Consider the following 22050-nt stretch of genomic DNA (forward strand, 5'->3'; position numbering starts at 1 on the left):
GGTGCCTGGTCCCGCTGGCGTGGGCATCGTGACCGCCGATGCTTGCGGGGTGCCTGGTCCCGCTGGCGTGGGCATCGTGACCGCCGATGCTTGCGCGGTGCTTGCTGCGACGGTGTGGCTTGGCGATCGCCGATGCTTGAGCGGGGCGTGCTCCCCGACGGTGTGGGCATGGTGATCGGCGGAGCTTGAGTGGTGCGTACTCCGGCGTGGCGGGGGCCTGGGTGTGGTGCGGGCGCGGGTGTGGGTCTGGGCGGCGGTGCCCGGTGGGTGCGGTTTTTGCGTGGTTGGGCGTGGTGTGCCGTCGTCCTTGCGGTGGGTTCCCTTGAGATCCGCCCTTTCTGCGGCGCGCCACTGGTGCTAAAACCCTTGTTTGCCTATCGTATCGATAGGAGATAGGGGGCGCGGCCGTGGGGCGTGTGGTGGCAGTGGTCGGGGGAGGGTGCTCCGGGGTCCTGGTGGCCCGGCAGCTTCTGCGATGTAGCGACGACGACGTCGTGCTGATCGAGCCGGGCGAGCCGGGCGGTGGGATCGCCTACGGCTCCGCGCAGCCGTGGCACCTGCTCAACTCGCGGGCCGGTGCGATGAGCGCCGACCCCGACGACCCGGGCCACTTCGTGCGCTGGGCGGCCACCACCCCGGAGGCCTTCCGTCCTCGGGCCGAGTACGGGCGGTATCTGCGAGTCGTTCTCGACGAGGCGGCCGCCGCGCATCCCGGGCGCCTTCAGCTGCGCCGTGCCCGGGCCACGGCGATCACCCCGGATGCCGCCGTCGCGCTGGACGACGGCTCGGTCATCGCGGCCGAGCATGTCGTCCTCGCCACGGGTGGGCCGGCGGCCTCGCGACAGGCCATCGTTCATCCGCATTACATCGCGGATCCGTGGCGGGCCGGGGTGCTCGAGGCGTTGCCCGCCGATCGGCTGGTGCTGCTGGTCGGCACGGGGCTGACCGCCGTGGACGTCGCGCTCACCCTGACCGCCGACGGGCGCCGGACCGCGCCCGTGGTGGCAGTGAGCCGGCGTGGCCTGCTGCCGCTGACGCACACCGCGGACGCGGCGCCGCCGGCCGTGCCGTCGCTCGACGACTGCGCCACGCTGCGGGACGTCGTCCGGGCCGTGCGCGCCGCGGCCGGGGAGGCGGGGGACTGGCGGGCCATTGTCGACGGGCTCCGGCCGTACCTGGATGAGCTTTGGACCGCGCTCAGCCCGGCCGAGCAGGATGCGTTCCTGCGGCACCTGGCCCGGCCCTGGGAATGCCACCGGCATCGGATGGCGCCGGAGGTCGGCGCCCGGGTCGCGCAGCTTCGGGCGGCGGGGCTGCTGGAGATCCGCGCGGGCGGGGTGGCCGCGTGGCCCGGTCTCGCGGACTTCGCGGCCGTCGTCAACTGCGCCGGGCCCGGGCGGCTGCCGGGTGCGGCCGGGCCGCTGGTCGGTGGGCTGCTCGCCGCCGGCCTGGCCCAGGTCGGCCCGCACGGTCTCGGCCTCGACATCGACGCCGACGGCCGCCTGATCGGCGCCGGTGGGCGGGCGCACGATCGGATCTGGGTCATCGGCCCGCTGCGTCGCGGTGCGCGGTGGGAGACCACCGCCGTGCCCGAGATTCGTGCCCAGGCGCGGCGGCTCGTCACCGATCTGCACGCAGGCGTCCGAGTCGCGGCCGCCGCGTAGGGGCTTGCGGTTACTGACGCGATAGGCGTTCGCTGAAGACCGGGCGGCCCGTCGGCCCGCCTTTGGTGTTCGGTCGCGCGTGGACTCGGTGCTGCCCTTGGGGTCCGGTCCGGGTTTCATCCGCGGGCCGGCGCGGCTGCAATCGGTACTGCAGTTCAAGGGCTGGGTGAAGTCCGGCAGCGGCTGGACCCGGTGAAGCCGTGGGACCCCTGTGGATGGTCGGCGCTGGCGCTGGGTGTTGCGGTAGGCGGCGGCAAGTACCGCGGCCAGCCACAGCGCCGTCCCGCCGATGTGTCCCAGCGCCGGGTCGGACTGCCGCTGCTCGACGACGCCGTCTGTGGATGTCTGTGCTGGGGGTAGGCGCGCTGGGGTTGGTGTCCCGGACGTGGGCGGCCTGTGGACGGCCGATGGTTGGCGGCGCCATCCCAGGTAGCCGTTTTCTCGCGGTGGTGTCCGCCTCGCCGGCGCGCGGGCTGACTCCGGCTGGGCGTGGAGCGCTGGCGCCGTGAGCGTCGCCAGCAGGGCGGCCAGCGCCCCGGGCGCCGTCACCGGCGACCGGTTCGGCGCATTCCCGCCCGACCGTCGGCATCCCGAACTAGTGATAGCCCGATGATATGACGACAAAGTTTCCGCAGCTCAGAGGCGGTTTGACGGCCATCTAGGTGACTCTGCGCCGACCTACACGAGCCTTGAGTCCACATCGAATCTTCTCGATACTACCGATGGCACCGGTACTCCGGGCACCCGGCGTACACCTCATCCCCCTGGGAGGAACAAGTGCGTAACCCCGGCTCCAAGCTCGGCCGACCGATCGTCGGCCTGGCCGCCGTCTTGCTTGCAGGCAGTGCGTTCGCGTCACCCGCATCCGCCGCCCCGAGCGTCGCATCGGATCCCTCGTTCGCCCCGTCGGCCCTCGCCGGAAAGCTGGACACCCAGCTCGGCGCGGCGGCCGCCGGCTCCTTCATCGACTCGGCCGGCAAGGTCGTGGTCAACGTGACCGACGCCGCGACCGCCGAGTCGGTGGCCGTGGCCGGCGCGACCCCCCGCTACGTCGCGAACAGCGGCGCCGTGCTCGCCGCCGCTGACACCACCCTGAAGGCGCAGCTCAAGACCCCCGGCACGTCCTTCGGCCTGGACCCGGTCAGCAACAAGATCGTGGTCACCGCGGACAGCACCGTCACCGGCGCGAAGCTCGACGCCGTCAAGGCGATCGTCGCCAAGCTCGGCGACCGGGCCTCCTTCGAGTCGGTACCCGGCACGCTGCAGACCACCATCTCCGGTGGTGACGCGATCTACGGCGGCGGTGGCCGCTGCTCGCTCGGCTTCAACGTCCGCAGCGGCAGCACCAACTACTTCCTGACCGCCGGTCACTGCACCAACAGCGCCACGACCTGGACGAACGGTTCCGCCACGCTCGGCACCCGGGCCGGCACCAGCTTCCCGGGCAACGACTACGGCATCGTGCGCTACACCAACACCACCATCACCAAGACCGGTGGCGTCGGCTCGCAGGACATCACGTCGGCCGGTACCCCGGCCGTCGGTGCCACGGTCTACCGCCGCGGCAGCACCACCGGCCTGCGCTCGGGCCGCGTCACCGCGCTGAACAGCACGGTCAACTACAGCCAGGGCTCCGTCTCCGGCCTGATCCGGACCTCCGTCTGCGCCGAGCCGGGCGACAGCGGCGGCTCGCTCTACTCCGGTACCACCGCGCTGGGCCTGACCTCCGGCGGCAGCGGCAACTGCAGCTCCGGCGGCACCACGTACTTCCAGCCGGTCGTCGAGGCGCTGAACGTGTACGGCGTCTCGGTGTTCTGATCCACCTTCCACCACGGAGAGGCCCCACCCGCCCGGTGGGGCCTCTCTGGCTGTGCGTGATTGGACACCATGACAGCGACAGACAAGAATCCTTAGATGCCTGCAGAAACACCGCTCGAGTCGAAACGCAAGGTCGGACGAGGAGGGCTTGACCCGGGTTGCCCCGTCCACGCCGACGCCGACGGCGTCTGGCGCATCCAGGACTACTCCACCGCGCGGTCGATGCTGCGCAGCACCGAGACCCGCCAGGCGGGCTTCGACGCGGAGAACGCCACGCGGCACGAGGGCCGCATGCGCATGCCGGTGCTCTACCGTGACGGCCCCGAGCATCGCGAGCACCGTCGCCAGACGGCCCGGTTCTTCACCCCGAAGCGGGTCGACACAGCGTACCGGTCGCTGATGGACCGGCTGGCCGAGGAGCAGTGCGCGGAGCTGCGAGCCCGCGGCTCCGCGGACCTGTCGCAGTTGTCGTTCCGCCTGGCCGTGGCGGTCGCGGCCGAGGTCATCGGGCTGACCGAGAGCGGACCCGGCATGGCGAAGCGCCTGGACCTCTTCTTCGAGGAGAAGACCACCGGCAGCCGCCCGGCCCGGATGTGGAAGGAGTTCCGCTCCCGGGTCAACCTGCTGCTGTTCTACTGGAACGACGTCCGCCCGGCGATCAACGCGCGGCGCGGCGGCGGCCGGGACGACCTGATCAGCCACCTGCTCACCGAGGGCTGCAAGAACCCCGAGATCCTCGGCGAGTGCGTGACGTTCGCGGCGGCGGGGATGGTGACCACCCGGGAGTTCATCACGCTCGCGGCCTGGCACCTCTTCACCGACGCCGAGCTGCGTGCGGCCTACACAGAGGGCTCGGAGTCCGAGCGGGTCGCCATCCTGCACGAGATCCTGCGCCTCGAACCGGTGGTGGCGAACCTCTACCGCTGGACGACGCAGGAGATCGAGATCGGCGGCGCGACGATCCCGGCCGGCGCGCGGGTCGACATCGGGGTCGCGGCGGCGAACGTCGACCCCTCGGCGGTCGGCGCGGACCCGGGCCGGATCTGCCCGGCGCGGCCGCTGGCGGAGGGTACCGGCGACGCGGGGCTGTCGTTCGGCGACGGGCCGCACCGCTGCCCGGGCTCGTACATCGCCATTCAGGAGACGGACATCTTCCTGACCAAGCTCTTCGCCCTGCCGGGGCTGCGGATGGTGAACCCGCCGAAGGTGGGCATCCGGGCGGAGATCGCGTCCTACGAGCTCACCGGCCTGCGCGTCGAGGTCGATCCGCAATCCTGACCGCGACCCGCCCTGCCGCCGCCCCCGAGAGGGCCTGCGGCAGGGCGGGTCCCGGCGTCAGCTGGTCGCCCAGAGCGCCGGGACGTTCGGCGGCTCCCAGCCCGTCAGTGACGTGTGCGCCTGCAGGCACCGGTACCGCACGCCGTTGTAGGTGACGATCCGGCCCACCGCGTACGCGGTGTTCGGCGCCCACGCCGCCACCGGCGCATCCGTCGTGGCGGTCGGGGTCGGCGTCGGGGTCGGGGCGGTGGTCGGGGCCGTGGTCGGCGGCGTCGTGGCGCCCGCGCAGCCGAACACCTTGAACTCGAACAGCGAGTACCCGTACGGCGTGCCCCGCTCGGTGCCGCTCATCCGCACGTAGCGGGCGGTGCCCGAGATGGCGTGCGTGACGTTGCCGCCGGTGCCGGCGGTCACCGTCGCGGCGGTGGTCCAGGCGGTCCCGTTCGTCGAGGTCTCTATCCGGTACGCCTTCGCGTACGCGGCCTCCCAGCTGAGCTCGGCCCGGCCGAGGGCCTGCGCTGCGCCGAGGTCGACCTGCAGGTGCTGCGGGTCGGCGAACGCGCTGGACCAGCGGGTGCTCGCGTTGCCGTCGACGGCGAGTTCGGCGGGGTAGCCGGCCTCCACCGAGGACGCCGTCGCGGTCCGGCCCTGCGAGAGCAGCGCGCCGCCGGCGCAGGTGGTCGGCGTCGGGGTCGGGGTCGGTGAGCTGGTCGGCGGCGTGGTCGGCGGCGTCGTGACCGTGCCGCCGCCGGTGGCGTTGCCGCCGCTCCAGTTGGTCGCCCCGCTCGCGACGGTCCGGCCGGCCGGGACGCTCAGCGTCCTGCCGTCGGAGTACGTGACCGTCAGCGCGGTGTTCGTGATGTTCGACGCGACGTACGTCTTCGCGCCGTTCTTCGAGAACACCTTGGCCAGCGGGTGGTTCGCCGTCACGCCGGTGTCGACCTGGCCGAGCGCCGCGAGGTTGCGCAGCCAGTGGAACGTGTGCGCCTTGCTCTCGCCCTCCTCGGAGGTGTAGGAGCTGTTCGCCCGGAATTTCGCCAGCGCCGCGTCCGGGTCGCCGAGCGCGAGGTACTGCCAGAGCATGTCGCGCCAGGCCGTCGGTTCGCCGCCGTTGTTGCGCACCAGCTCGGCGTAGGTGGCCTTGACCGACTCGGGGTAGTCGCCGAGGTAGAGCTGGCCGCCCGTCATCGGCAGCATGTTGATGCCGACGACCATGGCGTGGTCACCCGAGAACCACGTCGCGTACGCGCCGCCCGAGCCCCACACGATGGCCGAGTAGTTGTGGCCCCAGCTCGCCGGGAAGTTCTCGTTGCGCACGTCGAACCAGTACTCGTTGATCGCCGCGGCCTGCGTGGTGTGCAGCCAGATCCCGGCGTCGCGTACGGCGTTGTTGCCGGTCGCCTGGCCCCACTGGATCAGCGCGTTGGCGAAGTTCTGCCCCTCCGAGGAGGACTCCTGGTTGTTGCCGGCACCGAACGCGCCGTGCCCCGAGGCCCAGTCGTGGCCCGCGTAGATGTCGAAGTCCCGCAGGTACGGGAACCGCGTGTCGTTGCGGTCGTAGTTGTTGGCGTCGCGGATGAGCAGGTCGACCATGCCGCCGTACTGGCCGGGCGCGGCCCAGGCCGGGTCGAACTTGGCGAGCGTCGCCGCCGCCGCGACGAAGTAGCCGTAGTGGAAGTGGTGGTCGTTGAGGTCCTCGTCGGACGCGTACGACGCGGGGTAGCCGATCAGCGTGCCCCAGTTGCGGTCGTAGTAGAAGACCCGCGACGACTTGCCGGCCGACGCGGTGAACCAGTCCGTCAGCCGGGTCCGGATGACGTTGAGTGCCGAGTCGCGTACCGAGGTGATGTTCAGCTGGTCGGCGATCTCCGCGATCCGGGCGGCCCGGCCGAGGCCCTTGCCGGTCCAGTACGTGTCGTCGCCGCGGAAGTCGGCCGGGTTGTTCAGCTCGTTGTTGAGGAAGGCGGTGATCGTGCTGAGGTCGGCGCCGCCGGAGTCGCCGACGGCGGGGATCTCCGGCAGCACGCCGGTGTACCGCATGGAGGTCTGGAAGCTCGCGCCGGTGACGATCTTCATGGCGCCGCGCGGCGAGACGTAGGTGCGCGACAGCGGGGTCGAGCCGGTGAGGTAGCGCCACTGGTGCGGGTAGAGCGCGATGACCGTGCCGGTGCCGCCGCCCTCGCGGGCGACGGTGGTGAACGCGTACGTGGTGTTCACCGTTCCGGCGGCCTGGTTGTAGGCGTACGACATCCGGGTGCCGGTCACGTGGTTCTGTGCGTACTGGCCGTAGGTGTCGGCGAGCGCGATCTTGTCGGCGGTGGCCGCGCTGGAGAGCGTCGGCAGCACGGCCACCGAGAAGTAGCCCTTGCCGGCGAGGTTGGAGCGGATGGTGCTGCCGCTCAGCGTCCATGTCGAGCCGGCCGGGCCGTACGCGACGTAGTCGTGGCCGCCGATCGAGAAGCCGATTCGGTTGCCGCTGTTCTGCCAGGCCGTCGGCGGTCCGGTGATGCTCAGCAGCGCGTCGCCGCCGGTCACCTGGTAGTAGGAGAGCGGCAGGCCGTGGCCGATGGTCGCCTTCATGGTGCGGGCGCCGTCGCTCCAGGACGGCGTCACCGTCCAGTCGCTCCAGCCGTCCACGAGCGCCTGCGTGGCGTTCAGGCCGGCGACGCCGACGACGACGTGCTGCGCGTACGGGAAGTGGTATTCGCCGAGGCCGGTCGCGCTGCCGCTGATGGCCGCGTCGGTCTGGTAGGACAGCCCGAGCCCGCTCGCCACCGGCCGGTACGCGGCCGGCCCGGCGAACAGCGCCTGCGAGAAGTTGCAGTCGTCGCCCTTCTTGAACAGCAGCGACGACCACCAGTCGTTGGTCGGCACCGGCCCGGCGGGCGCGTTAGAGGTCAGGTACTGCCGCGGGTTGGCCGACATGTTGCCGCAGCCCGCGGGGAGTTTCGCGCCGGCGGGCAGGGTCTCGGTGTAGCTGCCGGCTCCGACGGTCGCCGCCTGCGCCGTTCCGGTCACGGCGACGGCGAGGAAGCCTGCGCCGAGGGCGACGGCGACGGCCGCGGCGAAGCCGGCCAGCCGGCCGCGCGGTGATCGTCGGTGGGCGTGCGGGGACGGGGGGATCGGGGGATGCATGCGGGGGTGCCTCCGATGGGGAAACGGGGGTCGGAGCAGTGGTGAGAGAGCGCTCTCACGGTCCCGCGAGGCTAACTGTACCGAAAGTGTTTCGTCAATGTTTACGGCAGTGAATAGTGCCTGCTCACGGGCGGTCGTTGGCCTCGTCCTCGGCGACCTGCTCCTCGCCGCGGCGGCGCAGCATCTTGAGTCCGGGGATCCCGACGATGGCCATCCGCAGGTCCCTGACCACGTCGAGCAGCGCGTGCAGGTCGGGCCCGACCTTGTCGAGCGTGCCGAGCAGCGGCATCACGTCGTCGCTCAGGTGCTCCCGCAGCCGGGGCAGCTCGTCGATCATGCGGATCGCGGCGGTGATCTCCTCCGGCGTCAGCTCCTCCACGAACCGCTGCGCCAGGGGAGCCGCGCGGCGCAGCGTCGCGCCGTACGCGTCGAGCAGCTCGCGGGCCTCGGCCGAGGTCGCCTCCGCCTGCCGGACCACCACGGAGGCCGCGCCGGCGACGGCGCCGGCCTCGGTCAGGATCGCGCCGGCCCCGTCGGTGGTGGCGGACACGCTCTCCAGCAGCTGCGCCGCGCGCGGCACGAGCACGCCGGCCTCGTCGACGGCCAGCGCGGCGCCTGCCATGATCACCTTGGTGTCGGTCAGCGCCTCCTCGGCGCCGTCGACCACGCCGTCGACGCGGTCGAGCACGTCGTCGACCCGCTCGATCAGCCCCTCGGCGCGCTCGGCCAGCACCGTGATGCGGCTGACCAGCAGTTCGGTCTGGCCGAGCAGGCTGAGCGCGCGGACCGGGACCGTGGCGACGGAGGCCGCGGTCTCCACCACCTGACCGATCGCGTACCGGCTGAACTCGACGAGGGCGGCAGGTGACGGGAGAAGGGCCATGGCCACCATTGTGCCCGGCGGTGCCAGTGACTGATAGTGAGATCGGGTGAGCGCTCGGTAGTATAGTTTGGGATCCCGTAAGAGTCACGGCAGTATGCATATGTGCGACGAACCCGACTCTGGATCTTCCCGTGCGCGGTAGCGGTGATCGTGGGCGGCGCGTCCCTGATCGGCCTGGGCATCAAGGACGACAGCGGCGGTGCCGGCGGCGGCGTTCTGCCGCGCTCCCTCACGTTCGGTGAGGACAAGCCGACGGCCGCACCCACGCCGACGGGCCCGAGTCCGGAGGAACTGGCCGCGCAGGAGCGGGCCAAGCGCACCAAGGCCCTCGACGCCGCCCTGAAGAAGTACGCGGCCACCGCCCCCGAGTTCTCCGTCGCCGTCCTCGACAAGAAGACCGGCGAGCGTTACTCGTACCGGGGCTCGGAGAAGTACGACACCGCCAGCATCGTCAAGGTCCAGGTGCTGGCCTGCATGCTGCTGAAGGCGCAGGACGCCGGCCGCGACCTGTCCTCGAACCAGCTGTCGCTGGCGAAGCGGATGATCCGGCTCAGCGACAACAACGCCACCACGTCGCTCTTCAACCAGCTCGGCAAGGCGACGGCGGTCGGCAAGTGCAACAAGCGGCTGGGCCTGAGCCAGACCGTGGTCAACAACGCCTGGGGTCTCACCCGGACGACGGTGAACGACCAGGTGAAGCTGCTGTCCGAGCTGGTGGACAAGGCGGGGCCGCTGGACTCCGACTCGCGCAAGCTGGTGTTCACGCTGATGAACACGGTCGACGACAGCCAGGACTGGGGCGTGCCGTTCGTCGCGAAGAGCGGCGAGACCGCCACGGTGAAGAACGGCTGGGACACCCGCAGCAAGGACGGCGGCCTGTGGGCGGTCAACACGGTCGGGCGGGTGACCCTGGACGACGACGTGAACGTCTCGATCGCGGTGCTCTCGCACAACAACAAGAGCATGAACGCCGGCATCACCCTGGTGCAGAAGGTCGCCAAGCTGACCCGCCAGCACCTGAAGTACTAAGGCGTGTGCTGGACCTGGTGAGGTAGGCCGCCGGCCTGGGTCATCGACTCGTGCTGCTGCTTGGCGTGCTCGGTGAGCGGCACCACCCAGACCGCCGTGCCGTACGCGCAGACCTCGTTCCAGCCCTGTGCCAGCTCGCCGTTGTCGAACCGGAACGCGACGATGGCGTTCGCCTGGCGCTGGCGTGCCTGCCAGATCATGCGGCCCATGGCTTCGTTGCGGCTCTGCGTCATCAGCTGGGTCATCTCGGGGATCTCGCCGCCGCTGAGCGCGCGGAACCCCGCCGACAGCCCGGTGCCGATGTTGCCGGACCGCACCGTGATGCCGAACACCTCCCCGAACACCGCGTCGATCCGGTAGCCGGGAATCTCATCGGAGCTGACGATCAACATGCCTCGATCGTAGTGATCAAGGCAAGGCGCCCCGGCGGCGCGGCGACAGGTAGCGCGATTCCAGGTAGTTCCGGGCGACTTCGAACGGGACGGTCAGGACCTCCCTGTCGCCGGCCGTCTCTCCGTTCTGCCGCCAGTCGTAGTCGCCGCGCCGCTCCGGCGGGATCGTGGTCCAAGGCTCGACGCGGGCGCCGCGGTCCGCTCCGGCGCGTCGATCCTGCCGGTGTATGAAGGCCGCGCACAGATGGGACTGCGTGACGAGTATCCGCCAGAGGACGGGATGGGTCCGGGGATGGAAGTTCAGCAGCATTCCCAGGAACGGTAGGCACGCCTGATTGACGGCGCTGCCGTTCTTCGAGAAGGCGGCGTCGAACTCGCCGAACCGCATGACGCGAGCCGGAGAATCGCCTCCGGCGACGATGACGGACTGGCCGGCCGCTTCGAGGACACCCGACGGCAGCCCCTGATTCGGGTGCTCTTCCTGCGGCTTGTACGGCAACGGCTCGGGTTCGCACTTCGCGAAGGAGTAGGCGTCCGTGATCGTCCAGGCCAGTTGTTTCGCCATCCAGTACTGGATCCTCGTCTCCTCGTCGAGACGCAGGTCAACCAGGGTCATCCGGTCCTGTAGCAGGTGGAAGATCGCTACCGGGGCGACCAGGCGATGAATGGTCGTCCGCAGGTAGTAGCCGTCGCCGGAGAGCCAACCGTCGGCCGGCTCGAGATCGCCTTGCCGTGCGCACCTGGCCAGTCCTACTATCCGGCCCGCCAGGTCCTCGGCCCGTTCGGCGAGCTGAAAGAAGAGCGGCTCCGTGACCTCGTAGAGACGTTTGCGGGCATCGTAGGCATAGTCCCTGCGCGCGTCCTGTTCCTTCGCGCTCTCCGACAGCGCGGCATTCTGCCGGTTCAGGTGTTCCTGAACCGACCTGTCGAGTGCCGACTTCTGGTCGTTGAGGCGCTTCTGGACGGACTCGTCGAGGGCCGCCTTCTCCTTGTTGAGGCGCCTGTTGAAGAAGAAGGTCAGCACGGCCACGGTTACCGCGGGGCCGATGAGGAACCCGACTATCGTCACCCACAGTGGAGTCTGGCTCATGCCACCGACGGTACTTGGCCGGGTGGCTAGGCCGACTCGGTCTGTTCCTGCCGGGCCGCCCGGCGCTTGCTGATCAGGCTGGCGATCTGTCCGACCACCAGGACCAGGGCGACCGCCGCGACCACGCCCTGCCACGGCTCCGGGAAGATCGAGCCGCCGGCCACCCCGATGGCCGCGTAGACGGTCGACCAGAGCAGGCAGGCCGGCGCGTTCGCCACGAGGAAGGTGCGCCAGCTCAGGCCGAGGAACGCCGCGGCGAGCAGCACCGGCACCCGGCCGCCGGGCAGCAGCCGGGAGACCAGCAGCACCGGCACCTGGCTGCGGTGCAGCCGCTCCTTCATCGCCGTCAGGTGTTCCTCGCCGCGCAGCCAGTGCAGGCGCCGGGCGAGCTTTTCGCCGCCGACCAGGCACATCGCGTACATGACCAGGTCGCCGGCGTAGGCGCCGACCGCGCCGGCGGCGATGACCAGGACGATCAGCAGCGGGTGGTTGTGGAAGGCCAGGGCGGCGGCGGCGCTGACCGCCGCGCCGGTGGGGATGACCGGCACGATCGCGCCGAACGCCACCACGAGCGACAGCCAGGCCAGGGCGCCGAGTTCGGATATCACGTGGCCGGCTCGAAGCTGAGCGTCTCGCCCTGTGCGAGCACCCGGACCCGGGTGTCGGGGGAGGTGCGTGCGGCGTGCCGGGCGAACTCGGTGCCCGGGTCGTGGAACATGTGCGGCCGGATCCGGCTCAGGCCCGCGGGCCAGAACGTGCCGTAGTGCACGGGGACCGCCCAGGCGGCCTTCACCCGGCGCAGCGCCTCGGCGCCGTCGGCCGCGTCGAGGTGGTGCTCCGAGCCGAGGGTGGGGCCCCAGCCGCCGACCGGTATCAGCGCGAGGTCCAGCGGGCCCAGCGAGGACATCCCGTCGAACAGGCCGGTGTCGCCGCTGTACCAGGTGCGGGCGGCGCCCTCGACCACGAAGCCCATCGCCACCGAGCGCAGCCGGGACCACGGGCCACGGCCGCCGTCGTGCGCCGCCTCGACCGCTCGCACCGTGACCGCGCCGACCGTGGTCTCCTCGCCCGGCAGCAGCTCGACGCAGCGGTCGGCGTAGGCGGCGCCGAGGCCGGTGGCCACCAGCGTGGTCGCGCCGCGCGGCACGATCAGCAGCGGCTCACCGGGGATGGCCCGCAGCGACCGCAGGTGGAAGTGGTCGGCGTGCAGGTGGGACAGGAGCACCGCGTCCGGGGCGCAGGGCAGCTCCGGCCGGGGCCCGGCCAGCCGGCGCAGGTGGATCACCCGGTTGGTGAGCAGCGGGTCGGTGAGCAGGCAGACGCCGGAGTCGGCCAGCCACATCGTGCTGTGCCCCCACCAGGTGACGCTGGTCCCGCTCACATACCAACCGTACGGGACCGGGCACACAGGCGTCGGAGAGCGCGTCCGCAGATCCGCGCGTACAGGTGCTGTGCGAGGACCGCGACCGGGCCGGCCAGCCGCATCGGCAGGCGGGCCGGCGCGCTGAACGCGGTCACCGCGAACCAGACGCGGCCGTCGGCGTCCCGCTCGACCGTGAACGACTCCTCGCCGCGGGCCTGGTGCCCGGGGAGGGTGCCGTAGCCGAAGCCGGCCAGTTCGGTGCCGGTCGCCGCCCACACCACCTCGCACGGCACGACCAGCGGCCCGGCGCCGACCGTCAGCCGTACGCCGGGTGCGGCCCGGTCGGCGTCCGTGCGGATCCGGGCGCCGGTCGCGCGGTGCATCCGCAGGGTCAGGATCGCGTCGGCCGCGGCGGCGAAGTCGTCGCGGCCGAGCTCCGTGCGGTAGTGCAGGTGCCGGTAGCCGACCGGCAGCGGCTCGTGCCGGGTCGCGCCGACCTCGGCATAGGTGAACCCACTCATGAAATTCCTCCCTGATTCAGAGAATCGCCCCGGCTCGGCGCCAGCCCACCATGCCGCACACCGCGAAACCCAGCGCGTTCGCCACCCCGTGCGTCGCCGCCATCCAGCCCAGCGACGGGTGCGGCAGCCCGGTCGCCTCGCCGAGCGCCCAGCTCACCGCGAGCACCATCGACACCGCGAGCACGGCCGCGGAGCCGCCCAGCAGCAACGCGGTGAGCCGGTCGGCCGCGCCGGTGCGCGCGTAGCGCCAGACCAGCCAGCCCACCGTCCACATGCCCGCGGTCAGCACCAGCGCGCCGGCGAGCTCGACCGCCTCGCCGGTGAAGTAGCCCAGCAGCACCAGCAGCGTGCCGGCGGGCACGGTCAGCGCGGCCGCGTCGGCCGCCCGGCTCGGCGCGACCCGGGTCAGCAGCCCGGCGATCAGCGCGGCGGCGAACCCGGCGAAGTGGAAGTGCGCGACGGTCAGCGCCAGCACGTCCAGGTCGAACGAGAACAACCGGTATCCGGCCCGCTCGGCGATCAGCGCGCTCGCCGCGACGGCCGGGCCGACCAGGGCGGTGAGCACGGCGGCCTCGGCGGGCCACTCGCGGCGGGGCCGGGGCGGGCGACTCATCGCGTACGCGCAGAGCAGCGCCGCCGCCACCGCGTAGACGGTAGCCAGGGCGGTCGCCACGGTGCCCCGGGGCAGCCACAGGCTGGCCGCGCCGGCGACCGCGCCGACCGGCCAGCACCGGCGGGCCAGCTCGATGCCGGGGTCGGCGAGCAGCCGCAGCCCGGCCGGGACGACGACCAGCATGCCGATCATCACCAGGAGGTTCACCAGCACCCGCATGGCACCCACCCACTTCTTTGAACGTGTTCAAGTCTGGTGTCACTGTAACCCACGGGGGTGGGGTCGCTGTAGTGGTGCGGGTTACTGCACACTTGCCGCGTGAGCAGCACAGAGCCGGTTCCCGAGACCCGGATGATGCCGGGGGACGAGCTCTCGGCGGACGACGCGTTCCTGGCCCTGCGGCACTACGGGCGCTGGCACCTGCTGCGCGACGCCTTCGTCCGGTTCCGCTACGGCGACGGCTTCAGCCACTCCCGGGCCTTCGCGCTGCAGCTCTGCCTCGCCATCGTGCCGTTCCTCATCGCGCTCTCCGGGCTCGCCACCGACCTCGGCGTCTCCGAGGGCGGCGAGGTCGTCGCGGACACCGTCATCGCGCTGACGCCCGGCGCCAGCGAGCCGCTGGTCACGCAGCTGCTCGACGACGACGAGCGCACCGAGGACGCCGGCGAGCTCGCCCTCGCGCTCGGCCTGGTCACCGGGCTGTTCGCGCTGACCTCCGCGATGGCGCAGATCGAGCGCGGCGCCAACCGGATCTATGGCGTGGAGCGCGACCGCAAGGCGACGCACAAGTACCTGCGGGCGGCGATCCTGGCGGTGGTGGCCGGGCTGCCCGCGCTCTTCGGCTTCCTGCTGCTGGTCGCCGGGCACTCCGCCGGGCAGTCGGTCGCCCGGCACTACGGCTGGGGCGCGGGCGCGCTGACGGCCTGGGACTGGGTGCGCTGGCCGGTGAGCCTGGCCCTCATCGTGTTCGCGGTGGGGCTGCTGTTCCGGCACTCGCCGCGGCGCCGCCAGCCCGCGCTGAGCTGGCTGCTGTTCGGCGCGACGCTGGCCACCGTCCTGTGGTGGGTCGCCAGCCTGCTGCTGGCCGGTTACGTCCGGGTCAGCGACGGGTTCGGCGCCACCTACGGGCCGCTCACGGCGATCATGGCGCTGCTGCTCTGGGCCAACCTCACCGGGATCGCGCTCTTCCTGGGCCTGGCGTTCGCCGCCCAGCTGGAGGCGAGGCGGGTCGGCGTCTCCCGGCCCGCCCTGCACGACGTGTGGGAGCCGGGCACGGACGAGCAGCCGGAGGGGGCCGCCGTCCCACGCCAGCGGGAGACCGGTGTGAGCTCCGACCCGAAGGGGTAACACCCGCGCACAGACGCGAGTCCCCTATCGGGCGGGAGCCACACGGATGTCCACCGAGCACGGCACGGTCCACCGGCGAACCGGCTGGGCGCCGGCACGCCACTTCACCGAGCGCAGCGTGCTCGGCCTGTCGGCGGTGGTTCTGATCGGGCTCGGCTTCGGCCTGCTCCTGCTGCTGGTTCGGCTGCGCTGGGAGCCGCTGGAGCGGCTCGACCGGGCCGTGGCGGACGGCCTGAACGGCCTGGTCGCCCCGTACCCGCCGGCCGTCACCGTGCTCGAGGCCGTCGCGCGGCTCGGCGGCCGGCCGATCATGATCTGGCTCGTCGCGGTCGTCGTGGTGGTGCTGCTGATCCGCCGGCGCATCCGGCTCGCGATCTACCTGGCCGTCACCGGACTCGGCGCGCTGCTGCTCGACCCGTCGCTGAAGACCCTGGTCGGCCGGCTGCGCCCGGTCGTCGAGGCGCCGGTCGCCGCCGCGCCCGGCAACAGCTTCCCGAGCGGCCACGCGCTCGGCTCGATGGTCGTCTACGGCGCCCTGCTGCTGGTGTTCCTGCCCGCCGTCGCGCCGCGCCGGCGCCGGCTCTTCATCGGCCTCACCGCGGCGGTCATCGCCCTCATCGGCGTCACCCGGATCGCGCTCGGCGTGCACTTCGTCTCCGACGTGCTCGCCGGCTGGCTGCTCGGCGCCGCCTGGCTCGGCGTCACCGCGTACGCGTTCCGGGTCTGGCGCCGCGAGGTCGGCCGGCCCGTCGGCCCGGTCGAGCAGGGGCTGGAGCCGGAGTCCGGCCACGCCGTGACCCTGGCGTCCGACGGGGAGAAGGTACTGCCGCACCCCTGGGCCGGCGCGGCGGAACTGATCGTCGGCTGGGTGTTCACCTTCGGCCTGCTGTACGTGCTCGGCTGGACGATCACCAACCGCACCGGCGGCACCTGGATCTCCTCGGCCGACGTCGGCGCGGTGCGCTGGCTGCAGAGCCTGCGGACGCCCGCCCTGGACGACCTCAGCTACGCCTGGAGCAAGGCCGGCGACACCCACCTGATCCTTGCCGTCTCGCTGGTCTTCTGCCCGCTGGCGGTGGCGGCGTGGCGCAGCTGGCGGCCGGTGCTCTTCGTGGTGCTGGCCATGTTCGGCGAGCTGAGCCTCTTCCTGGTCACCGCCGCGGCCGTCGGCCGCCCGCGGCCGCCGGTCGAGCAGCTGGACGGGCAGATGCCGACGTCGTCGTTCCCCTCCGGACACATCGCCGCGACCATGTGCCTGTACGCCGCCATCGCCCTGCTGGTGGTGCCGCGGGTGCGGGCCTGGTGGCGCTGGCTCTTCGTGGCGGCGGCGGTGGTCATGCCGCTCGGCGTCGCCCTCTCGCGGATGTACCGCGGCATGCACCACCCGACCGACATGCTGGGCGCGGGCGTGCTGGCGGCCTGCTGGATCACCCTGCTCTGGTTCGTGCTGCGGCCGAACGCCGGCGTCGGTGACGCCGACGACGCGCCCGCGAGCGCGGACCGGGAGCCGGCCGAGGTGCCCGCCCGGTGACGCTGCGAGTCCTGACCTGGAACATCAAGACCGGTGGCAGCGGCGGCCGGCTCGACGCCGTGCTCGCCCTGCTGCGCCGGGAGCGGCCGGACATCCTGGCCCTGCAGGAGCTGCGCGGCTTTCCCGGCGGCCGGATGCGGGACGTGGCCCGCGCCCTGGGCATGACGCCGTTCCTCGCCCGCTCGGTCCTCGGCCAGCCGGTGGCGGTGCTGGTCCGGCCGCCGCTGCGGATGGTCTCCTGGTCGGCGCTGTGGTGGCGGCTGCACCACGCCGCCGCGGTGGTGGTCACGCCGACCGCGGCCGGGCCGGTGACGGTGGTCAGCACCCACCTGAACCCGTTCTCGCCGAGCCGCCGGAGCCGCGAGGCACGCCGGCTGGTGGCGCGCTGCCGCGCGGCGCGGGGGCCGGTGCTGATCGCCGGCGACCTCAACTCGCTCGACCCGGGCACCGACCACGCCGAACGGCTGGCCCGGCTGCCGGAGCACTACCGGCGCCGCCATCTCGGCCCGGACGGCGCGGCCGACACCCGGGCGATCGCGGAGTTCGAGGCCGGCGGCCTCGTCGACCTGTGGCGGGTGGCGGGGGAGGGCGACGGGCTCACCGTGCCGACCACCGCCGGCGGTGGCGGCGAGTTCTCCGCCGCCGGGATGCGGCTCGACTACCTGCTCGGCACCGCGTCGATCGCGGCCGCCGCGACCCGGGTCCGGGTGATCCGCGGCGACGAGGCCGAGTACGCCTCCGACCACTACCCGGTGGTCGTAGAACTGGCCCTCTAGGCGTCGGCGACGACCCGGTCGCGGCCCTCGCGCTTGGCCACGTACAGGTTGCGGTCGGCCAGGGACAGTAGCGCCGACGGGGTGGCCCGGCCCTCGGCAGAGGTGGTCACGCCGATGCTGGTCGTCACGGTCAGCGCGCCGGTGATCGGCTCCCAGGCGTGCGCTCGGATCCGCAGCCGCAGCCGCTCGCAGCGCTCGGTCGCCTCCTGAGCGTCCATGCCGGGCAGCACCAGCAGGAACTCCTCGCCGCCCATCCGCGCGGCGATCATCGCGCCGCTCACCGACTCCGACAGGAGCTGGGCGACGCTCTGCAGCACCGTGTCGCCGGTGCTGTGCGACAGCGTGTCGTTGACCCGCTTGAAGTGGTCCAGGTCGAGCAGCGCCACCGAGATCGGCGTACGCGTGGCGACGGCCTCGCCGATCAGCGCGGGCAGCCGCTCGTTGACGTAACGCCGGTTGTAGAGCCCGGTCAGCGCGTCGCGGTGGGCCATCTCCCGGAAGTGCTCGCTGGCGCGGCGCGCCTCGGTCGCCTCGAAGACCGCCTGCAGCGCCCGCGCCTGCGCCTCGCGCTGCGTGGAGTGCAGGGCGGTCGCCGCCGAGTGGAACGCGCGGTGCTCCTCGTACGCCTCGCGGAAGCGGCCGGTGGCGGCGTACAGCGCCGCCTGCTCCTCGCGCGCCTGCGCCCGTACGCGATCAAGGCCGCGCTCCTCCGCGAGCCGCACCGCGGTGTCCACGGCGGCCTGGGCGCCGGCGTAGCGCCGGTCCAGCCGGCGCGCCTCCGCCAGGGTGAGCAGGCAGAGCGCCATGGTGTCGCCCTCGAGGGCGACGATGGTGGACTCCGCGCCGTCGACGAGCGTGTGCAGGGCCTCCTCGACCGCCGCGTAGTTGCCGCTCATCATGTCGATCCGGGCCACCGTGTCGAGCTCCAGCGTGCCGAACGCCCGGCCGCCGCGCGCCTGCACGGCCCGCATCTGCGCGACCAGCTCCCGGGCGCCGGCCTCGTCGTTGTTCTCGTACGCCGTGAAGGCCATGTTGTTCAGGATGTTGAGGGCGAGCTCGAGGTCGTTCTCGGCCGAGGCGAGGGCGAGCGCCTCGCGGAAGCGCCGGTCGCCCTCCTCGGTCGAGCCGCTCTCGTCCAGCGCCACCGCGAGCGCCATCAGGTGCCGGGCCCGGACGACCCGCGGCGCGTCGTCGGTGAGGTTGGCCACGGCCTGCACGGCGTGGGTGAGTGCCTCGGATAGGTCGCCGATCTGCCGGTAGAAGAACGACAGCGCCCGGTGCGCGCGGGCCAGCAGGAACGGGTTGCCGTGCTGCTGGGACCAGGCGAGCACCTGGTGCGCCCAGCGGCCGCCCTGCTCGGACTTGCCGTCGCGGACCAGGACGATGGCGCGCAGCAGCCGGGCGCGCATGGCCAGCTCCTCGTCGCCCAGCTCGGTGGCCCGGCGCTCGACGACGGCGGCGGGCGCGGCCGTGGTGCGGAACAGCGACGGCGGGCGCGCCTCGAGCTCGACCAGGGTCGCCTCGAGCGCCGCGAGGTCGTCCGCGACCACGGCGTCGACCGCTGTTGTCGCCTCCGTCGTCACTGGCGTCCTGCTTTCCCCATGGGTCCCGGCGGGTCCTTTGCAAGTTCCCGATCGGGCACCCACGCTGAATGCTGAGGGTCCGCCAGTTGCGAATCGGTTAGTTGCGCCTGGTGCAGACCGGCTTGGAGGCGGCGACCTGGTCGACCGTGTAGACCACGGCGATGGTGAAGCAGTAGTCGAGCTGCTTGTTCAGCCCGTACACGACGTAGTCGGTGGTGCCCGCCGGGAGCTGCTGGAAGGCGCGCTGCTCCTGCCCGGTTCGGCCGCCGGAGATCAGTACCGGCCCCTCCGAGCCCTTCGGGTAGCGCCAGGAGAGCGACACGCTGTCCCGGTTGTCCTTCAGCGTCACCCCGGCCGGCGCCACCACGGTGCTGGTCGGCGACGGCGCGGAGCTGGCCGGGGCCGGCGGCGCCGAGGAGGTGGCGGCGGCCGGTGGCGCGGCCTGCGGTCCGTCGTCCGGCAGCGTCGCGACCACGACCGCGGCCGCGACCGCGATCCCCGCGACGAGCACCGCGGCCAGGATCAGCGACTGCCGGGAGGCGCGCGGGCGGGGCTTCTCCACCGGTACGGGCAGACGGCGGTCGGTCTCCGGTGCGGCCCTGTCGAGGGGCTGCCGGGGCAGTCTCGGTCCCGGCGGGTAGGCGTCGGGCGGGTAGGCGTCGGGCGGGAAGGAGTCGGGCGGCCAGGGGCCGGGCGGCTCGACGGTCCAGGCCTGCGGCGGCAGTGGCTCGGTCGGCCCGCCCTGTTCCGGCACCTGCCCGAAGGCCTCGCCCTGTCGCCCGGCCGACGGCTGGTGGGTCACGTCACCGACCGGCTCACGGGCGGCGGGCTGGTGGATCGCCTGCTCGTAGACGGCCTGCTCGGCGATCGCCTGCTCGTAGGCGGCCGGTTCGGCGACCGCCGGCTCGGCGGGCGCCTGCTCCGGCGGCGGCGAGGTCAGCGGCAGTGTGAGGGCCGGTTCCGGGCGGGCGTGCCGGCCGGTCAGGTCGCCGGGCGCGGGCCGGCGCACCGGGTGCACGCCCGGGACGGTCGTGGCCGGCACTCGGGTCACGCCGGACGCCGGGCCGCCGGAGACCGGCCCGGTGGAGCTCTGCACCCGGCCGCACACGTGCCGACCGGTGGCCGGCGCCCCGGCGAGCCGGGCGACCTGCTGGGCGAGCGCGTGGTCGGGCGGCAGGTGGCGGGCGCACAGCTCCTGCGCCTGCGCGAGATGGGCCTGCGCGTCGCGGTCGTGGCCGCACTCCCGCTCCATCGCGCCGAGCCGGGCCAGCATCTTGATCCCGGCCGGGGCCGCGTCGCCGTACGTCTCGTGGTGCCGGGCCCAGGCGTCGGCGAGCCGGATGCGGGCGGCGGTGCAGTGACCCGCCGCGTGCTCGGCGGTGGCCAGGTCGGCCTCGGCGGCCAGCACCCGCGGCGACAGGCTGCCGTCCAATGCGGTCAGCTCGCCGACGAGGTCGTGGTAGAGCTGGGCCGCCCGGCCGTGGTTGCCCACCCGGTGCAGGACGGCGGCGTGGGTGGCCGCCGCGGCTACCGTGCGCTCGTCGTGCGGGCCGTGCAGGCGCTCCTCCGCGGCGTGCGCGAAGCCGGCCCAGGTCCGCGCGCCGTGCGGATCGCCGAGGGCGATCAGGATGCGGGCCTGCAGCGCCGCGGCCAGCGCGAGGTCGGGGGAGGCGCGCTGCGGGTCGACGTCGGCCGGATCGAGCACGTCGGCGAGCACGTCCCGGGCACCGGCGAGGTCGCCTGCGGAGCTGAGCGTCTGTGCTCGGGCGGTCAGTTCGGCGAGCGGAGGTGCCACGCCTCATAGTGTCTGTTCAGACACCCTAGGTACAAGTCCCTCCGCGCGTGGACCCGGTCCCACCTGCGCGTCCCGGACGCCGTATAACTCGTTTATGACCGCTGACAGCGTCGCCGACGTCAAGCGCGAGATCCTCGTCCGGCACATCGAGGCGTGGGCACCGGCCGCGCTGCACCGGGCCCGCCGCGCGACCTACGCGCACGGATACGCCGACGCCGGTCCGGACCTGGCCGAGGCGGCGCTGCGCGTGTTCGCCGAACAGTCCGACCTGGTCAGAGGCCGGGAACTGACCATGGTGGCGGTCGGTGAGCAGACCGCCGAGGTCGGCGAGCGGCTGGCCGCGGTGCAGCGGGGCGCCGACGCGGCGGCGGGCCTGAGCGTGCACGCCGTCGCCGGCGGCACCGACGCCGCCCTCGCCGTCGCGCTGAAGGCGGCCGGCGCTGCCCGCGTACCGTTGCTGGGTTTTCTCGATGCGACCGCCGTGGGCGTGCCGCCGGCCGCGGCCACCGTCGCGGCGCTGGCCGCGGGCCGGCCGGCGGAGGTGATCATCGTGCTGCGCGCCGAGGGCTTCGCCGCGGACGAGTACCGGGCCGGGCTGCGCGACGCGGGATTCCCGCTGGTCGCCGCGGTGGAGCTGGCCGTGGACGAGCGGCCCGGCGAGGTGCTGATCTTCGCGACCGCGGCGGGCAAGAGCCTGGAGGGCTTCAAGGACACGCTCTGGGCCGTCGACGAGTACGCGGGGGTGCGCTACCGCGATCCGGGCGACCCGGAGCGGCACCTGATCGACATCTCGCTCAATCCGCACCCCGGGCCGCTGCGCCGGGAACTGCTCGGCCATCTCGCCGAGGTGGGCGAGGCGACGGTGACCGAGTTGCGGACCTTCGCGCTCACTGAGACCGTCTACCGGGCCGCGGACGCGACCAGGGTGGTGCACGCACTGCTGACCGCCGGGTCGGTGACCCGGCGGCCGGAGCAGGGCAGGCTCGGCGGCGACGTGGTGATCGCCGCCGGCTAAGCGGTCAGGACTTGTCCTGCTTCCACGACAGCGGACCGGGCAGGTCGACGCGGTGCGCCCGGGCGCGCGAGTTCCACGACCAACGCCCGATCTTGATGGACCAGGACGAGAAGCCCCGCTGGGTGAAGTTCAGGATCAGCGGTCCGAACTTCCTGCGACTGCGGAACATGATGCCCATCGGTGAGGTCCTTCCGTGGATGGCCGGTTGGCTGGAAGG

19 protein-coding genes are annotated in these 22050 nt (G+C 72.7%); 8 read left to right on the forward strand and 11 right to left on the reverse strand.

Annotated features, from left to right (window positions below):
- The first annotated feature begins 425 nt into the window (after window positions 1-425).
- The 3 genes from ACIBSW_RS29335 (at window position 426) to ACIBSW_RS29345 (ending at window position 4760) form a co-directional block, all read left to right on the forward strand.
- The gene (locus tag ACIBSW_RS29335; RefSeq protein ID WP_354722085.1) at window positions 426-1664 is read left to right on the forward strand and encodes an FAD/NAD(P)-binding protein; all 1239 of its coding nucleotides are present in this window, start codon (window positions 426-428) and stop codon (window positions 1662-1664) included.
- A gap of 777 nt (window positions 1665-2441) precedes the next feature.
- Window positions 2442-3482: a S1 family peptidase gene (locus ACIBSW_RS29340; protein WP_354722065.1), complete on the forward strand. Its 1041-nt coding sequence runs from the start codon at window positions 2442-2444 to the stop codon at window positions 3480-3482.
- Window positions 3483-3578: 96 nt separating this feature from the next.
- A complete protein-coding gene (locus tag ACIBSW_RS29345) occupies window positions 3579-4760 on the forward strand; it encodes a cytochrome P450 (protein ID WP_354722066.1) in 1182 nt (393 codons plus the stop codon).
- Window positions 4761-4817: 57 nt separating this feature from the next.
- Here the strand turns inward: ACIBSW_RS29345 and ACIBSW_RS29350 are convergent, their stop codons facing one another.
- Together ACIBSW_RS29350 and ACIBSW_RS29355 are read right to left on the reverse strand one after the other, a co-directional pair.
- Window positions 4818-7895, reverse strand: a complete 3078-nt coding sequence (locus ACIBSW_RS29350) for a glycosyl hydrolase (protein ID WP_354722067.1) — start codon at window positions 7893-7895, stop codon at window positions 4818-4820.
- Between the two features lie 124 nt (window positions 7896-8019).
- Complete coding sequence (locus tag ACIBSW_RS29355) at window positions 8020-8778, reverse strand: hypothetical protein (RefSeq protein ID WP_354722068.1); 759 nt, start codon at window positions 8776-8778, stop codon at window positions 8020-8022.
- 102 nt (window positions 8779-8880) lie between these two features.
- Here ACIBSW_RS29355 and ACIBSW_RS29360 point away from each other — a divergent pair, with 102 nt between their 5' ends.
- Window positions 8881-9807, forward strand: a complete 927-nt coding sequence (locus tag ACIBSW_RS29360) for a serine hydrolase (protein WP_354722069.1) — start codon at window positions 8881-8883, stop codon at window positions 9805-9807.
- Here ACIBSW_RS29360 and ACIBSW_RS29365 read toward each other — a convergent pair.
- The 6 genes from ACIBSW_RS29365 to ACIBSW_RS29390 are packed head-to-tail and all read right to left on the reverse strand — an operon-like array spanning window position 9804 to window position 14005.
- Entirely contained in the window at window positions 9804-10199 is a 396-nt protein-coding gene (locus ACIBSW_RS29365) for a YbjQ family protein (protein ID WP_354722070.1), read from the reverse strand. The two genes, ACIBSW_RS29360 and ACIBSW_RS29365, sit on opposite strands and share 4 nt — an antisense overlap.
- Before the next feature lie 16 nt (window positions 10200-10215).
- A complete protein-coding gene (locus ACIBSW_RS29370) occupies window positions 10216-11289 on the reverse strand; it encodes a hypothetical protein (RefSeq protein ID WP_354722071.1) in 1074 nt (357 codons plus the stop codon).
- Between the two features lie 26 nt (window positions 11290-11315).
- Entirely contained in the window at window positions 11316-11897 is a 582-nt protein-coding gene (locus ACIBSW_RS29375; RefSeq protein WP_354722072.1) for a VTT domain-containing protein, read from the reverse strand.
- Window positions 11894-12670 (reverse strand): MBL fold metallo-hydrolase, encoded by a 777-nt coding sequence (locus ACIBSW_RS29380; protein ID WP_354722073.1) that lies wholly within the window; start codon window positions 12668-12670, stop codon window positions 11894-11896. Before ACIBSW_RS29380 ends, ACIBSW_RS29375 begins: the two co-directional genes overlap by 4 nt.
- Window positions 12667-13173: a DUF1990 domain-containing protein gene (locus ACIBSW_RS29385; protein ID WP_354722074.1), complete on the reverse strand. Its 507-nt coding sequence runs from the start codon at window positions 13171-13173 to the stop codon at window positions 12667-12669. The genes ACIBSW_RS29380 and ACIBSW_RS29385 overlap by 4 nt, the downstream gene beginning before the upstream one ends.
- A gap of 16 nt (window positions 13174-13189) precedes the next feature.
- A complete protein-coding gene (locus ACIBSW_RS29390) occupies window positions 13190-14005 on the reverse strand; it encodes a YndJ family protein (protein ID WP_354722075.1) in 816 nt (271 codons plus the stop codon).
- 99 nt (window positions 14006-14104) lie between these two features.
- On the opposite strand from ACIBSW_RS29390, the gene ACIBSW_RS29395 reads away from it, so the two are divergent.
- From ACIBSW_RS29395 to ACIBSW_RS29405, 3 genes are read left to right on the forward strand one after another with little or no spacing between them, the layout of a single operon-like run.
- The gene (locus ACIBSW_RS29395) at window positions 14105-15133 is read left to right on the forward strand and encodes a YihY/virulence factor BrkB family protein (protein WP_354722076.1); all 1029 of its coding nucleotides are present in this window, start codon (window positions 14105-14107) and stop codon (window positions 15131-15133) included.
- Window positions 15134-15179: 46 nt separating this feature from the next.
- Complete coding sequence (locus ACIBSW_RS29400; protein WP_354722077.1) at window positions 15180-16664, forward strand: phosphatase PAP2 family protein; 1485 nt, start codon at window positions 15180-15182, stop codon at window positions 16662-16664.
- Window positions 16661-17440, forward strand: a complete 780-nt coding sequence (locus ACIBSW_RS29405; RefSeq protein WP_354722078.1) for an endonuclease/exonuclease/phosphatase family protein — start codon at window positions 16661-16663, stop codon at window positions 17438-17440. Before ACIBSW_RS29400 ends, ACIBSW_RS29405 begins: the two co-directional genes overlap by 4 nt.
- On the opposite strand, the gene ACIBSW_RS29410 is transcribed toward ACIBSW_RS29405, so the two are convergent.
- Window positions 17437-19023: a diguanylate cyclase gene (locus ACIBSW_RS29410; RefSeq protein WP_354722079.1), complete on the reverse strand. Its 1587-nt coding sequence runs from the start codon at window positions 19021-19023 to the stop codon at window positions 17437-17439. The two genes, ACIBSW_RS29405 and ACIBSW_RS29410, sit on opposite strands and share 4 nt — an antisense overlap.
- A gap of 97 nt (window positions 19024-19120) precedes the next feature.
- The gene (locus tag ACIBSW_RS29415; RefSeq protein ID WP_354722080.1) at window positions 19121-20818 is read right to left on the reverse strand and encodes a fibronectin type III domain-containing protein; all 1698 of its coding nucleotides are present in this window, start codon (window positions 20816-20818) and stop codon (window positions 19121-19123) included.
- Window positions 20819-20912: 94 nt separating this feature from the next.
- Between ACIBSW_RS29415 and ACIBSW_RS29420 the strand changes: the two genes are divergently transcribed.
- Window positions 20913-21833, forward strand: a complete 921-nt coding sequence (locus ACIBSW_RS29420) for a hypothetical protein (RefSeq protein WP_354722081.1) — start codon at window positions 20913-20915, stop codon at window positions 21831-21833.
- A 4-nt stretch (window positions 21834-21837) separates the two neighbouring features.
- Here the strand turns inward: ACIBSW_RS29420 and ACIBSW_RS29425 are convergent, their stop codons facing one another.
- Entirely contained in the window at window positions 21838-22011 is a 174-nt protein-coding gene (locus ACIBSW_RS29425; protein ID WP_354722082.1) for a DUF4236 domain-containing protein, read from the reverse strand.
- Window positions 22012-22050 lie beyond the last annotated feature (39 nt).

Source organism: Actinoplanes sp. NPDC049668 (genome assembly GCF_044465445.1).
In the GTDB taxonomy this organism is placed as follows: Bacteria; Actinomycetota; Actinomycetes; order Mycobacteriales; family Micromonosporaceae; genus Actinoplanes.

Excerpts from the sequence above, each read along its gene's own strand:
- ACIBSW_RS29425 (WP_354722082.1), bottom strand. The coding sequence starts at position 22,011 with ATGGGCATCATGTTCCGCAGTCGCAGGAAGTTCGGACCGCTGATCCTG.
- ACIBSW_RS29365 (WP_354722070.1), bottom strand. The coding sequence starts at position 10,199 with ATGTTGATCGTCAGCTCCGATGAGATTCCCGGCTACCGGATCGACGCG.
- ACIBSW_RS29420 (WP_354722081.1), top strand. The coding sequence starts at position 20,913 with ATGACCGCTGACAGCGTCGCCGACGTCAAGCGCGAGATCCTCGTCCGG.
- ACIBSW_RS29400 (WP_354722077.1), top strand. The coding sequence starts at position 15,180 with ATGTCCACCGAGCACGGCACGGTCCACCGGCGAACCGGCTGGGCGCCG.
- ACIBSW_RS29350 (WP_354722067.1), bottom strand. The coding sequence starts at position 7,895 with ATGCATCCCCCGATCCCCCCGTCCCCGCACGCCCACCGACGATCACCG.
- ACIBSW_RS29390 (WP_354722075.1), bottom strand. The coding sequence starts at position 14,005 with ATGCGGGTGCTGGTGAACCTCCTGGTGATGATCGGCATGCTGGTCGTC.
- ACIBSW_RS29345 (WP_354722066.1), top strand. The coding sequence starts at position 3,579 with ATGCCTGCAGAAACACCGCTCGAGTCGAAACGCAAGGTCGGACGAGGA.
- ACIBSW_RS29355 (WP_354722068.1), bottom strand. The coding sequence starts at position 8,778 with ATGGCCCTTCTCCCGTCACCTGCCGCCCTCGTCGAGTTCAGCCGGTAC.
- ACIBSW_RS29385 (WP_354722074.1), bottom strand. The coding sequence starts at position 13,173 with ATGAGTGGGTTCACCTATGCCGAGGTCGGCGCGACCCGGCACGAGCCG.
- ACIBSW_RS29370 (WP_354722071.1), bottom strand. The coding sequence starts at position 11,289 with ATGAGCCAGACTCCACTGTGGGTGACGATAGTCGGGTTCCTCATCGGC.